We start from the raw sequence: 14,472 nt of genomic DNA on the forward strand, positions 1-14,472 counted from the left end.
CCCTTTTAATGTTGCATGAGTTGATCTTTATGCTTAGCCAAAGCTCCTCGCAGCCTCAAAATCGCTTTAGAATGGAGCTGGGATATTCTCGACGGTGATAGTGACATTACTTCAGCAATTTCACTTAATGATAGTTCCTCATAATAGAAGAGAGAAACGACTGTTCGTTCCTTTTCCGTAAGTCTTTCAATCCCTTTAACCAATGATTCTTTCAAATAAAACTCATGAACCTTATGATCCGGGTTTTTCGCCTTATCGTCCACTAGCAAAGACATTCTTGTCTCCGATTCCTCTTCACGAATCGGGTCCTCCAATGAGCAGACCGTTGTTACCGCAATATCTTGCAGCATATTAATGAATTCTTTCTCCGTTACATCAAGATAGCGGCTAATTTCTGCATCTGTCACAGAACGCAAGTACTGCTGCTCTAAATGCTGATATGCCTCTTCTACTCGTTTGGCCTTCTCTCGCACAGAACGCGGGACCCAGTCACCTTGTCTTAAGCCATCTATAATAGCGCCGCGAATGCGCCATGAGGCATACGTTTCAAACTGCAAGCCGCGGCCGTAATCAAATTTTTCAATAGCATCAATAAGACCCATTACGCCATTGCTTGCAAGGTCATCTCTAATGACGTTTTTTGGGAGTCCAATGGCCATTCGATTCGTTACATAATCAACCAGCGGCAAATATTGTTCAATCAACGTTTTTTTCGCTTCCAAATCGCCTTGTTCTCTCCAGGCTTGCCACATCTGCAAGTTTGTCAAATGAGGGGTCTTCTGCTCAATCATCGACTCACTCTCCTGTCAGGTGACGAATGGCTTTAACCAATTCTTCAGGCTGTGTATTTTTTGTATTTAACAATTGCGGAGGATTTAACGGACGAAAATCGCTTGCATCATCTTTCTGACTTTCGATTGCCTGCTTGCCAGCACCATCTTTAATCTGTGATTTCAACAATTGATTGATATCTTCTGATTCATCAGGTGTCTGTAAATCTAGCTGACTGCCTTTTCCTTCTTCATCTTCAATTTCCGAGCCTATTAGTGCTGGCGGTTGAAGGATGTATGCCAATATTGCCCGTACTCCATACGCAAGAACAAAAAAAGCGATGAAAGCATACATACTTCTAAGCAGCATAACAGTAATCGGATTGTTACCGATTGAGAAAGCTACCGTAAGCACGGTGCCGAAAATTCCAAATACGACATTCCATCGCCATGTTCCGAACATTTTAAATCTCCTTTGTTCCAAATTGCACACTTCTTATGGAAAGCATTCCGCTAGTACTGTCAAACTCTATCGTTCTACCAAAATTTCCGCCCGTATCTTGAGAAATAATCGGAATTTTGAATCTTCTAAGCATTTCTGTACAGGATTCAACATTGCGCGGGCCAATTCTTAGCGAATCACTGTGTCCAGACATAGCAAACATTTGAGCTCCACCAGCCATCTTAGCTTTCATGCGTTCAATGTGTGCACCTGCTGCAATCATCCGATCAAGCAGCTCGGGTATGGCTGTATCTGCATATTTAGCTAGATTCATTTTGGTCTCACGGGCGATGTCTGAAGATGGCAGCATGACATGTGCCATACCGGCTATTTTTCGCGTTGGATCATACAAGGTAAGTCCAACACATGAACCTAAGCCGGTCGTTTTGAGTATCGCCCCATCCGTTGCAATATTTAAATCTGCCATGCCGACTTTGACCAAATTTTGTTTTATAATTCGCTAACGACTCCCAAAGCCCTAAAAATTTTCTCGAACGACTCTGGATCTGGAATGAGGAAAAAATGTCCTTCAAGCGACTGACAATCCTCCAAAAAGGTCGTTTCAATAAGTAGGGCCGAGTCCCCCATCTCTCCGTATTGCATTAAACCGTAGCTAAGCACGGCACCTGCCATATCTACTGCTATAGCGGGTACGGAGGGGGCCATTGCTAAATGAGTGAAATCAGCTAATGAAGATAAATAAGAGCCTGCTAAAATATTGCCAATTTCACAAAGAGCAGACAGCTCCATTTCTGAATAACCGTCCTGCTCTTCAATATTTAAGGAAAGCAGCTGACGCAACAATCGCCTTGCCGAATCTTCTTCAATGATAAAAAACATGTTGCCGGGAGCTTCTCCTTCCACTCGAAGAAAAACAGCAATGACGATTTTTTCGGAACCGCCAACACGCTCTGCAACTTCTTCAAATGGAAGCAAACTTACCTTCGGCACCGCCATATCAACTGGCTTATCTAACAAACGGGATAATGCAGTAGCAGCATTGCCTGCTCCAATATTGCCGACTTCTTTCAATACATCTAATTCAAATGCTTCAAAGCGGCTAAAAAGGTTCACAAGTTATACCTCAAGCTGCTCAAGTTGAATAATTTCATTCTTGTTGAGCACTTCGGACAAGTTCAGCATGATGAGAAGTCGACCTTCACCAAGCTTTGCAATGCCTCTTAAGTATTTAGCTTTAATGCCTCCAACAATTTCGGGCGGCAAATCAATCGTATCTGTATCAATGTCGATGACATCATTCGCCGAGTCTACGATGAATCCAACTTCGATGTCAGCCACTGAAACAACAATAATTCTTGAGTTTTCTGTAGTTGCCGTTTCCGTTAGATTAAATCTGCCTCTTAGGTCAATGACAGGAACGACCACACCGCGAAGGTTAATAACCCCTTTAATAAAAGTAGCTGTTTTCGGAACGCGTGTAATTGGAGATAATCTTTCAATCGTACGGACCTTATCTACTTCAATTCCATACTCTTCGCTGCCTAGTGCAAACACGATAACCTTTAATTCTTCTCCCATCGTAAAAACCTCCCTATTTGATAAGTGCATTCGGATCGATAATCAATGCGACATAACCATCGCCAAGTATCGTTGCGCCGGAAATTGCTTTAATATTCGTTAAATATTTGCCCAGCGTTTTTAGCACGATTTCACTTTGACCAATAAATTCATCGACCATTACAGCTGCCCACTTCTCGCCTTTTCGAACGACTACAATTTCCGTTTCAAGCTCGTCATTCTCATTAAAATCAGGAGAGTCAAGCACTTTGCTTAGCGATACTAGAGGTATGATGGTATTTCTGAACTCTATCATTTTGTTGCCATGCACTTGAAGAATTTGTTCTTTGCGGATAATGCCTGTCTCAACGATCGAAGACAATGGGATAGCATACTTCTCCGACCCCAGCTTGATCAGCATTGCGGAAATAATGGATAGCGTAAGCGGCAATTGAACAGAAAACTTCGTTCCTCTACCAAAAGCAGAATCTATCGTTACGTTTCCGCCTAGAGAAGTAATTTTTGATCGAACGACGTCTAGACCAACACCGCGTCCGGATATGTCCGAAATTTTATCTGCGGTACTGAAGCCAGCCGCAAAAATAAGCATATTAATTTCATCCGGCGTCAGCAGTTTTGCTTCGTCAGCCGTGACGACGCCATTTTTAATGGCTGTTTTTAGTACACGTTCATGGTGTATGCCGCGGCCATCCTCTTCCACTTCAATGAAGACATGATTTCCGCTATGGAACGCGCGCAAGAAAATCGTACCGGTTTCTGGCTTGCCTGCTGCAATTCTCTCTTCCACCGTTTCGATTCCATGATCAACCGAGTTGCGCAATAGATGAACAAGCGGATCTCCAATTTCGTCGATAACCGTACGGTCAAGTTCCGTATCGGCTCCAGTAATAACAAGATCGATTTTTTTGTCTAGCGATTTAGCTAAATCTCTAATCATACGAGGGAAACGATTGAATACCGAATCCACAGGTACCATGCGAAGCTTAAGTACAATACTTTGAAGATCAGAGCTTACGCGTGCCATATGTTCCACAGTTTCAGTCAAATCACTGCGTTTGATTTCACTAGAAAGCTGTTCCAGCCTAACACGGTCAATAAGCAATTCGCTAAACAAGTTCATGAGCGTATCGAGCCTCTCAATGTCTACACGAATCGTCTTCGACACATTAGCTGGTGTGCTGGCAGCAGGTGCCGATCGAGCTTGTCCTTTTGCTGCTTCAACAGATGTAACTGCTGTTTCGGTTTGCGGCGCAGCCGTTTCAGCAACTTCGACAACCTCTACTGCCGCAGCTGCGTTAGATTGGCCAAGCACGGCTAATGACTCTGCATCCAAAGAAGTTACAACAGCGGATTCAATTTCTGAAATATTAAGCAGCTGCGCTTGAAGATCTTCCTGCTGCAAGCGTGAAATCGTAAATACCGTAAAAGTGAAATTGAATTTTTCTTGTTCAATGTCTTGAACGGATGGATCTGATTTAATAACTTCACCATTGCGCTCTAGCAAATCAAATACCATATAAGCACGAACGGCTTTTAGCAAGCAATTATCGCGAATAGCGATTTGAATATGAAAAACGTTATGTCCTGTTTCTATCGATTGAAGCAAAATCGAAGATTGAAACTCGTCAAGCAGCATCGCCCCTGATGCGCTTGATTCTGCAGCACTTGGTGCATTTGCCGCTACGGTTGGAGCCTGAATCGCTTTGCTTGCGCTATAATCACTTTTCAAGATGATTTGCAGCGATTCAACGATCGAGGTAACGTCCGCTTTCCCTGTACCGCCGTCCACAATATCCTGAACCATTGCTTCTAGCGCATCTAACCCTTTAAACAAAGTGTCAAAAATAAAGCTGTCCATTTTTAACTTGCTGTTGCGAACGAGGTCAAGCACATTTTCCATTTCATGCGTCAGCGCTGCTAAATCTTCAAAACCCATCGTAGCTGACATTCCTTTGAGCGTATGCGCTGAACGGAATATATTTTGAACGATACTAAGCTCCTCAGGCTCGCTTTCCAGACGAAGCAAATTTTCATTCAAGGATTGCAGGTGATCATTAGATTCATCGATAAACATCGATAAATAGGCATTCATATCCATTTCCTAGCACCTCCTGTTAGTATGGTGAAGCCATTCTAGCCTATCTATTTCATCACTGCTTGCTTCAGTTGCGATGCAATATGCTGCAGTGGCAATACTTTACTCACACATCCAGCTTCAACAGCCGTTCTCGGCATCCCATAAACGACACAGGTTTCTTCAGCTTCTGCTATGGTCGTTTCAATTCCACATTCGAATAACAGCTTCATTCCCTTCGCCCCATCGCTGCCCATGCCTGTCATTATGACCGCATGACGCTTCAGTTCGCGATATTCAGCCAAGGATTCAAACAATACATCTACAGAAGGACGATGTCCGTTTCGCTGCGGCTGTTCAGTGAGCGCAATCGAGTAGCTGGAAGCATCTTTGACAAGCTCCATATGATAGCCGCCAGGTGCGATATAGGCAACGCCAGCAACTACTTTCTCTCCCTGCTCTGCTTCTACGACATGAATCTCGCTAAAGCTATCTAGCCGCTGTGCCAACGATTTGGTGAACTTGGGAGGCATATGCTGAACAATAAGCACCGGTGCCGGGAAATCAGCTGGCAAAGAAGTGATTACCTCATGCAAAGCTCTAGGACCGCCTGTCGAAGTTCCAATGGCTACGATATGTTTAAAGGTAGAAGCTGTCTGGACTGTCTTTGCTTTTTTTGTTGAAGGTGGCTCAGAGAAATGAGATTTAGGTTCAGCCTGCGGTGCCTTTTCGACTGATTTGCGAGGTGCAATCTTAGATTTGGCATCGTTAGGCTTTGCTTCATCTTGCATATTGCTTGTAAGCTTATTATGTAAAGGGGGAACCGAGCGCTGTTGCCCTTGTTTATCTTCCGCTTTCTTGAACGGCAATTTGTTCCGATCTTTAGCAGGAGTAGACAAAGCTTCAAACGGCAGCTCCTCATGGTGTAAAATGTTGTTCGAAACTACTTCTTTTTTCGCTTTTGGCAAGCTGCTATCATCTGCTTTTGTTTCTTGTTTCTCGCTAATCGTAATTACTGGCTGATAACGCTTCGTTAATACTGCGATACGCAATTTCTCAAGCAGAACCTCTCCAACTTGGCGAATATCATTAGAAATCGTTGCTGAAGGTTTTCTAATGAAGTCGAATGCACCAAATTGCAGTGCTTTAATCGTTTCTCTTGTATTGTCTTCACTTATACCCGAGAGCATAATGACAGGAGTTGGATGATCCTTCATAATAATCTGCAATGCGTCAATTCCGTTCATTAACGGCATTTCAAGATCTAAGGTAACGACATCCGGTTTCCATTCACGCACCGCTTCAATGGCTTCATGACCGTTTTTAGCTGTGGCTACGATCTTGAACTGTGAATCCTGAATGATTAAATCACTAATGATCTTTCGCATAAATGCGGAATCATCTACAACTAGTACGCGATAAGGAACCATTCCATTTCCTCCTCACTTCCAAAGGATTATCTTGAGAGTCTGAACATTTTATGCAGAAATCCTTTGACACCGCCGTTAATTGCAGTATTCTGTGGTATTTCAAGAAATTGCTTTGCGATCCGGTCAATAGCAACGGATGCTTCGCTTCCAGGATAGGCTACAGTAAAGGGCACTTGACGCTTCACGGCTTTTGACACATTTGGGTCATCCGGCAAAATACCAAGATGAGGCAAATCGGATTGAAGAAACCTGTGTGCAACCATGCTAATTTTATCAGCGGTTTGTTTTCCTTCACGGAAATCAGCGGCTCGATTGACAATTAACTTGAAGTGAACATCAACCTCCATCGCTTTAACCATCTTAATTAAGGCGTAAGCATCTGTAATTGAAGTAGGTTCGGGCGTTGTCACAACGATTGTTTCTTGCGCTGCAGTTATAAATTTAACCGTTTCCTTCGATAGGCCTGCGCCAGTATCAAACAGTATCACATCATACCTGCCATGCAGCTTGCTAATCTCATCAGCGAAACGGTCAAGCTGCTCTGTAGACAAATCCATCAAATCTCTAAAACCAGATCCACCTGCAATAAAGTTCAGCCCTTCCGGACCTTCCTGCACGATTTCCCAAATTGTTTTCTCCTGCTTAAGCAGATGATACAAATTGTACGTGGACGAAACGCCCATAAGCACATCAATGTTGGCCATTCCGATATCTGCATCAAAAACGAGCACTTTTTTACCCAATCGTTGGAGCGCTAATGCAAAATTCAAGCTGAAATTCGACTTTCCAACTCCGCCCTTACCGCTCGTTACCGTCACTACACGAGTCGTGCGGCCTTCATCTTGAAGCTCCTGCTGCTTGACTAAATTACGTAATGCTTCAGCTTGATCCATCATAAACTATTGCTCCCGAGCAGCTGCTTAACGTATGAATCCACTTGAAACTTCTCGATATCGTCTGGAACGGTCTGACCACTCGCCATATAGGTAGGAAGCAATTCAAAATTCATAATTAGATTAAAAATTGCTCCGTAAACCGATGTTTCATCAAGCTTTGTAAACAACACTTTTCGAACGCCGTATTTGCAAAAATGATTGGCTACTGCTGACATATCCTTCGTCTTGCCAGTCATGCTAAGCACAAGCACCGTTTCGTTAGCCTCGGTCGTTTGAAGCAAGCTGTTGACCTCTGATACATGAAGCTCGCTGCGGAAGTTTCTCCCAGCTGTATCCATATAAATGAGCTCTCGTTCTTCAAGCTGCTTGAAAGCACGGGGCAAATCCATCTGCGAAAAAACGACCTCTAGCGGCACGTTCAAGATGTTGGCATAAGTTCTGAGTTGATCCACGGCTGCAATTCGGTAGGTGTCTGAAGTAATGAACCCCACTTTCCTGCCCTGCTTGATTGTTTGTTCAGCTGCAAGCTTCGCAATAGTCGTCGTCTTGCCAACTCCGGTTGGACCAACAAAATGAACCACTCTTACATGACTGCTAATACTGCTGCCACTATAGGGTTGCAGCCACTCTTGCAGCAGCTCTGCCGCATGCTCCCAAATTTGTTCCTTTGAAAAAACGATTTTTTCTTCGGATTCTTTGTCAGAAATAGCTTGTATCAAACGCTCGATCCACTGCAATTCCATTTCTTGTTCTAGCAAGTGTTCTCTCAGTGCAATCAAGTGCTCTGATATAGAAATTAGATTGTTTTGCTGTTTCGAGAGTTTTAACATGTATTCTCTTAAATCTCGAATCTCATCGATGATGAATTGTTCTCGTTCTATTTTGTCCTTCTGAAGCTCTGCAATCGGTACTGAAGAAACTGCTTGAACGCTTGGCGGCTCCATTACAGCCGTTGCTGTTCGCTGCGCCGTTTGCAAAATTTGCTCAACGACCGCATCCACTTGAGGATCCGGGTTTCGCTGAGGTTTTGCTTGGGGATTCGATTGATTCGCTTGATTCGATTCGATAGCGGCGATAACCTCCATCTTTTTCTTACGAAACATCCCCATAAAGCCGCCTACTTTAATTTCCTTCGTATTCAATATAACTGCATCTTTCCCAAGCTCGCTTCGAATCAGAGAGACAGCTTCTGGCAATGCACTGACGACATATCGTTTTACTCTCATAGATTCACCACCCCGACACTCTGAACTTCAATATTTGGTTCAAGCTCACTGTAAGAAAGAACGGGTACATCCTGCATCGTTCTCTCCACAATTTGTCTCAAATACATCCGAATGGTAGGTGATGCGAGTACAACAGGCTGTTGGCCAGCTTGAATCTGACGATTTACATGCTCATTGAGCTTCTGATAAATCTGTTGAGTGGAAACGGGATCTAGTGCAATATAGCTGCCTTGATCCGATTGCTGCACCGATTCAGCGATTTTTTTCTCAAGCTGCGGTCCTACTGTTATCACTCGTAACGTATCGCTACCAGATGAAAACTGCTGCGTAATTTGTCTTGATAGCGACTGACGTACATACTCTGTCAATATATCAGGGTCTTTCGTATAATTTCCATGATCCGCTAATGCTTCAAAGATGGTAACTAGATCTCGTATAGACACCTTTTCTCTTAGAAGCTTCGACAACACTTTTTGTACGTCACCAATAGTAAGAATAGACGGTATAAGTTCATCAATAAGCGCAGGATAAGACTCTTTTACATTTTCTACGAGCTGCTTCGTTTCTTGGCGTCCAATCAGCTCATGTGCATGTCGTTTAATAATCTCAGTTAAATGTGTAGCAACGACTGAAGGCGGGTCAACGACTGTATAGCCTGAAAGTTCGGCACGTTCCTTCATTTGCTCATCAATCCAAATTGCAGGCAATCCGAAGGCTGGCTCTGTTGTTTCAATACCAACGACCGAATCGTCCTCAAATCCAGGGCTCATGGCCAAATAATGATTAAGCAGCAAATCGCCGCGAGCGACAGTGTTGCCTTTAATTTTGATGACATACTCATTTGGCTTCAGTTGAATGTTATCCCTGATCCGAATGACTGGTACGACGAGCCCAAGCTCCAGTGCACATTGCCTGCGTATCATGATGATTCGATCAAGCAAATCTCCTCCCTGTTGCGTATCCGCAAGCGGGATAAGACCATAACCAAACTCAAATTCAATCGGATCGACCTGCAAGAGGCTAATTACACTCTCTGGACTGCGAACCTCTTCAATTTGCTGTTCTTCGACAAGCATTTCCTCTTGCTCTTGTTGCTTATGTATAGCTTTCTGCATATACCAGCCGCCAAAGGCCAGCATAATAGCGAATGGCCAAGTTCTTAATGGACCGATTGGTGTAAGGCCTAGCAAAGCGATTGTTCCAGCTGCAATAAATAGCAGCTTCGGGTATTTGAATAGCTGAGCGGTTACATCCTCTGCCAAGTTCCCCTCTGATGCCGCTCTAGTTACGATAAGGCCAGCAGCTGTGGAAATAAGCAATGCAGGTATTTGACTGACGAGACCATCACCAATCGTAAGGATCGAGAACGTTGAAAGCGACTCGCCAAAGCTCAAGCCATGAATCGCCATACCAATGATAAATCCGCCAACTAAGTTGATGACTAGAATGATAATGGAAGCAATTGCATCACCCTTTACAAACTTGCTGGCACCATCCATTGCCCCGTAAAAGTCCGCTTCACGTTCAATTTTGGAACGACGTGCTTTTGCTTGATGTTCATTAATCAAACCAGCATTCAAATCTGCATCAATACTCATTTGTTTACCTGGCATCGCGTCGAGCGTGAATCGTGCTGCAACTTCCGCTACCCGTTCAGAACCTTTCGTAATAACGATGAACTGCACGACTACGAGAATTAGGAAGACGATAAATCCAATTGCAATTTCTCCACCGCCAACCCAGCTGCCAAACGTAGCTACGACTTCCCCTGCTTCCGCATGTGACAAAATATTTCTAGTAGTAGAAACGTTCAGCGCAAGTCGGAATAAGGTAGTGATTAGTAGAATTGCCGGAAATATAGAGAAATCAAGAGCTTCCTTTGTATTCATTGCAATAAGTAATATCATCAATGCTATCGAAATGTTTAAAATGATGAGTATATCGAGTAGTAGGACTGGGATCGGGATTATCATCATGAGTACAATTCCAATTACGCCAAATAGTATTACAAAGTCCTTTGCTTTCATGACGCCTCCACCTCCCGTAGTGTTATGATTTCAATCGGCCTTTCATCTTATATACATATGCGAGCACCTCAGCCACAGCTTGGAACAGATCTGGAGGTATGACATCCCCAATCTCCGCTCGTTCATAAAGCGCTCTGGCAAGCGGTTTATTTTCCATTGTCACAACACCGTTTTCTTTCGCTATTTCTCTAATGCGAAGCGCGACATGATCCATACCTTTGGCGATGATTCTTGGCGCTTCCATTTTGGTTGCATCATATTTCAATGCAATAGCGAAGTGTGTAGGGTTGGTAATGATGACATCCGCTTTAGGAACCTCTTGCATCATACGCTGCATGGCCATTTTGCGTTGACGCTCACGAATGCGGCTCTTAATGATCGGGTCACCTTCAGATTTTTTGTATTCATCCTTAATATCCTGCTTAGACATTCTCAAACTTTTGTTATGCTCATAACGCTGATAGAAAAAATCTGCTAATGCGAGTACGGCGAGCACCACACCAATTTCTATACCTAGTTTTATCGTTAAACCAGCGGTAAAACTAAATATTTGTTGGATTGGCAAGCTAGCAAGCACTAATATACGGTTCCATTCTTTGGATATGGTCATATATACGAGAACTGCTACAATAAGCAGTTTTAAAACACTTTTCAAAAATTCGACTACTGTTTTAGCTGAAAAAATTTGCTTAAAGCCGTTGATCGGGTTCAATTTGCTTAATTTCATTTTTAGAGGATCACCGGTTAGCAAAAAACCGTACTGTACAACGTTGCCGAGGACACCGACAAGAACGGTTACCGCAAAGATTGGCAGTAAGATTAGCAGCATTTCAATTGCCACATCATTGAAGAGCGACATAATGTTGCCTGTCGTAACTTCCATCAACAGCCAGTCTTCAAACAGATTGCCGAAGAGCATCATGATATGTGTCTTGAAATAATTGCCCATCATAATGAAGCTCATAAAAACAAAAATTAATATTAATGAACCCGGTAAATCAGCCGATCTCGCAATTTGACCCTTTTTTCTTGCTTCATCCTTTTTCTTCGGAGTTGCTTCCTCAGTCTTCTCTTGACTGAAAAGCTGCAAATCAAGCTCTAGACGGTAATTTCGCATGGGAAGCTTCCTCCTATTTCACGTCAGGCGGCGGTCCTTGCACGATACCGAATAACTGCTCCAAAGCATCAAACATGATGGAAAACAATCTTTCGAATATGCCAGCAAGACTTGGCATTAACAACACTAGCAAAATCATGCCTATAATTAGCTTTAGAGGTATCCCAATTACAAAAACATTGAACTGAGGAGCGGTTTTGGTTAAGAAGCCTAATCCAACATCCGTCAGAAACATCGCTACTACTAACGGCGCTGACACTTGAATGGCCAGCAAAAACGTGTTTGCGAATGTTCTTGTTAAAAAATCAGTAATGCTGCCGCTCATTATTCGGCTAAATAAATCATTGGACAAAGGCATCCATTCGTAACTGTCCATAAGGCCTGTTAATAAAAAATGATGACCGTTCATCATTAAGAAAACAACTAAGATCATCATGTATTTAAAATTGCCGAGCAATGGGGCTGACGTACCTGTATGGGGATCTACGATATTTGCCATTGCAAAACCAACCTGCAAATCCATTAAGGCTCCCGCGGTCTGAACGACCGTGAAGAACAAGTAGACTACATACCCAAGCAGTACGCCGACCAATATTTCTCGAACCAGAACCAAAATATATTCAGCGTCCGGAACCATCGTCTGCTTCACACCGTACGTTAAGAAAACGATAAACGAGATAAAAAATCCGAGCCCAATTTTAAAAACATTCGGCACGCCTCGCGACGAAAAAACAGGCGCTACGACGAAAAACGCAGTTATTCGACAAAAGATTAACAAAAAAATAGGGAAACCCTGTACGATCGCGTTCATACACTCACAACCTAACCGATGTAATTATGAAGATTGTTCAGCAGATTGTAAGTGAAGTCGATAACCGTATTTAGAATCCATGGGCCAAAAATAATGATGGACACGAAAACCGCTACAATTTTCGGAACAAATGCCAGCGTCTGCTCCTGAATCTGTGTTGTTGCTTGAAATATGCTGACTAGTAACCCTACGACCAAAGCAAGAACGAGCATTGGTGCACTGGCTTTCAAAACAACGAATACGGCCTGGCTGGCCAACCCGATTATGAAATCAGTACTCATCAAAAGTCCCTCCCTGCTAGTATCACGTGTTGAAACTTAATAACAAAGATTTTACGATCAAATACCATCCATCTACTAATACAAATAGCAATATCTTAAACGGCAAGGAAATCATAACAGGAGGCAGCATCATCATCCCCATTGCCATCAATGTGCTTGCGACAATCATATCGATGACTAGAAACGGAATGAATATCATAAATCCCATTATAAAAGCTGTTTTCAACTCGCTTATGGCGTATGCAGGTATTAGTACTGTGATCGGAATCTCTTCAAATGAAGCCGGCTTCTCTGTTTTCGTATAATTCATAAAAAGCATTAAGTCCTTTTCCCTCGTATGAGAGAACATAAACTTCTTCATCGGAACGGAGGCTTCCTTAAAAGCTTCTGTTTGAGAGATTTGACCTTTTAAATAGGGCTGCAATGCAACATCATTTACTTGAGAGAACGTTGGAGCCATGATAAAGAAGGTAAGGAACATTGCCAGTCCAATCAATACTTGATTGGGCGGCATTTGCTGTGTTCCAAGCGATGTTCTTACAAAGCCTAGAACGATAACGATCCTAGTAAAGCTTGTCATTAGTACCATAATCGCTGGCGCGATACTTAGTACTGTAATTAATAGAAGAATGGATAATGCGCTAGTATCGGGCGTGTCACCGCTTCCGTTGCCAATATTGATGGATACGTCGGGTAACGGCTCCGCAAATGCTTGATTATGTAATAACATCGCAAGCAATTGAACAACAACGATTGATATCCACCACTTATTTTTCATCATCCATCAACCGTTCATTTGATTTAGATTCATGCAATAACGATTCCAATTGCTGCTTGCGGTCAGCTTGCTGACTAAGCTTATTTTGCAACAAATCCTGAAAGGAAGACGTCTTGTTCCACTGCTCGTTCGTAGGATCAGAGCCATTCGGATTGTTGCGATCTTTGAACTTCTTAAGTATTTGTGAGACTAAATCCTTTGACCAAGCCGATTCCTGTTGACGCTCCAGTGCTGAAATAACAGCACTTGCTTGCTCAGGATCATCTAGCTTGTCAATTAGAGTTATGTTCTCGCCGACGCCAACGATATAAATCCGACCTGCAATCTCGACGACCTGTAACGAGTTATTCTGTCCTAGCGCAATACCGCCGAGTGAACGAAGCGATCGATTCGTTCCCCACATGCGATTGCGCTGCGACAACCATTTAATGACTAAAATAATTAATACGATAACGATGGCAAGCGATACGATAACCCAAATCATGTTGCCCGCAAGATCATTTGTTCCGGTAAACATCATTTGTCCTTCATCGTTTGCGCTGCTGCCGCCTTGTGCCGCAGCAGCCGCAAATTGTGGCCCAATCGCCATCCCAAGAGCAGACACCATTGAAATGCGCGAAGCTATGTTAAACATAATGTCTAACCGTTATCCGAGTGTTTTCTTGATCGCTTCAATTACACGATCAGCTTGGAACGGTTTGACGATGAAATCCTTTGCGCCTGCTTGAATCGCATCAATTACCATTGCTTGCTGACCCATTGCTGAACACATAATTACTTTAGCATTGCTATCAATTTTTTTAATTTCTTTCAGAGCGGAGATTCCGTCCATCTCAGGCATCGTAATATCCATTGTTGTCAAATCAGGTTTCAATTCCTTGTACTTCTCAACTGCTTGTGCGCCGTCTTGGGCTTCACCGACGACTTCGTAGCCGTTCTTTGATAAAATGTCACGAATCATCATGCGCATGAAAGCTGCGTCGTCTACGATAAGAATGCGGTTTGCCATCTTTTTATCCTC

The 14,472-nt window shown here is 43.1% G+C and carries 16 protein-coding genes; all 16 read right to left on the reverse strand.

Going from position 1 to position 14,472, the window contains the following annotated elements; genetic code table 11:
• Positions 1–5 precede the first annotated feature (5 nt).
• From AC1DPK_RS19980 to AC1DPK_RS20055, 16 genes are read right to left on the reverse strand one after another with little or no spacing between them, the layout of a single operon-like run.
• The gene (locus AC1DPK_RS19980; protein WP_054028962.1) at positions 6–791 is read right to left on the reverse strand and encodes a FliA/WhiG family RNA polymerase sigma factor; all 786 of its coding nucleotides are present in this window, start codon (positions 789–791) and stop codon (positions 6–8) included.
• Between the two features lie 4 nt (positions 792–795).
• The gene (locus tag AC1DPK_RS19985) at positions 796–1,233 is read right to left on the reverse strand and encodes a hypothetical protein (protein WP_477511417.1); all 438 of its coding nucleotides are present in this window, start codon (positions 1,231–1,233) and stop codon (positions 796–798) included.
• 1 nt (position 1,234) lies between these two features.
• Complete coding sequence (locus AC1DPK_RS19990; protein ID WP_477511418.1) at positions 1,235–1,699, reverse strand: chemotaxis protein CheD; 465 nt, start codon at positions 1,697–1,699, stop codon at positions 1,235–1,237.
• Positions 1,700–1,722: 23 nt separating this feature from the next.
• Positions 1,723–2,346, reverse strand: a complete 624-nt coding sequence (locus tag AC1DPK_RS19995) for a chemotaxis protein CheC (RefSeq protein ID WP_477511419.1) — start codon at positions 2,344–2,346, stop codon at positions 1,723–1,725.
• 3 nt (positions 2,347–2,349) lie between these two features.
• Complete coding sequence (locus AC1DPK_RS20000; RefSeq protein WP_076269167.1) at positions 2,350–2,811, reverse strand: chemotaxis protein CheW; 462 nt, start codon at positions 2,809–2,811, stop codon at positions 2,350–2,352.
• Positions 2,812–2,824: 13 nt separating this feature from the next.
• The gene (locus tag AC1DPK_RS20005) at positions 2,825–4,909 is read right to left on the reverse strand and encodes a chemotaxis protein CheW (protein ID WP_477511420.1); all 2,085 of its coding nucleotides are present in this window, start codon (positions 4,907–4,909) and stop codon (positions 2,825–2,827) included.
• A 44-nt stretch (positions 4,910–4,953) separates the two neighbouring features.
• Positions 4,954–6,315 carry a protein-glutamate methylesterase/protein-glutamine glutaminase gene (locus AC1DPK_RS20010; RefSeq protein WP_477511421.1) on the reverse strand — a complete coding sequence of 454 codons (1,362 nt, stop codon included), beginning with the start codon at positions 6,313–6,315 and terminating at the stop codon, positions 4,954–4,956.
• A gap of 26 nt (positions 6,316–6,341) precedes the next feature.
• Entirely contained in the window at positions 6,342–7,211 is an 870-nt protein-coding gene (locus AC1DPK_RS20015; protein ID WP_339208931.1) for a MinD/ParA family protein, read from the reverse strand.
• Positions 7,208–8,437: a flagellar biosynthesis protein FlhF gene (gene flhF / locus AC1DPK_RS20020; RefSeq protein ID WP_477511422.1), complete on the reverse strand. Its 1,230-nt coding sequence runs from the start codon at positions 8,435–8,437 to the stop codon at positions 7,208–7,210. The genes AC1DPK_RS20015 and flhF overlap by 4 nt, the downstream gene beginning before the upstream one ends.
• On the reverse strand, positions 8,434–10,464 hold the full coding sequence (gene flhA, locus AC1DPK_RS20025; RefSeq protein ID WP_076269162.1) for a flagellar biosynthesis protein FlhA: 2,031 nt from the start codon (positions 10,462–10,464) through the stop codon (positions 8,434–8,436). Before flhA ends, flhF begins: the two co-directional genes overlap by 4 nt.
• Before the next feature lie 22 nt (positions 10,465–10,486).
• Positions 10,487–11,581, reverse strand: a complete 1,095-nt coding sequence (gene flhB, locus AC1DPK_RS20030) for a flagellar biosynthesis protein FlhB (RefSeq protein WP_477511423.1) — start codon at positions 11,579–11,581, stop codon at positions 10,487–10,489.
• A 13-nt stretch (positions 11,582–11,594) separates the two neighbouring features.
• The gene (gene fliR / locus AC1DPK_RS20035) at positions 11,595–12,392 is read right to left on the reverse strand and encodes a flagellar biosynthetic protein FliR (protein WP_076269160.1); all 798 of its coding nucleotides are present in this window, start codon (positions 12,390–12,392) and stop codon (positions 11,595–11,597) included.
• A gap of 11 nt (positions 12,393–12,403) precedes the next feature.
• Positions 12,404–12,673 (reverse strand): flagellar biosynthesis protein FliQ, encoded by a 270-nt coding sequence (gene fliQ, locus AC1DPK_RS20040; RefSeq protein ID WP_054028974.1) that lies wholly within the window; start codon positions 12,671–12,673, stop codon positions 12,404–12,406.
• A gap of 22 nt (positions 12,674–12,695) precedes the next feature.
• Complete coding sequence (fliP, locus tag AC1DPK_RS20045) at positions 12,696–13,403, reverse strand: flagellar type III secretion system pore protein FliP (RefSeq protein ID WP_372239010.1); 708 nt, start codon at positions 13,401–13,403, stop codon at positions 12,696–12,698.
• 37 nt (positions 13,404–13,440) lie between these two features.
• A complete protein-coding gene (locus tag AC1DPK_RS20050; RefSeq protein WP_477511424.1) occupies positions 13,441–14,085 on the reverse strand; it encodes a flagellar biosynthetic protein FliO in 645 nt (214 codons plus the stop codon).
• 12 nt (positions 14,086–14,097) lie between these two features.
• The gene (locus AC1DPK_RS20055) at positions 14,098–14,460 is read right to left on the reverse strand and encodes a response regulator (RefSeq protein ID WP_076269158.1); all 363 of its coding nucleotides are present in this window, start codon (positions 14,458–14,460) and stop codon (positions 14,098–14,100) included.
• Between the last annotated feature and the right edge of the window lie 12 nt (positions 14,461–14,472).

It is taken from the genome of Paenibacillus sp. 01T424, from assembly GCF_056398745.1.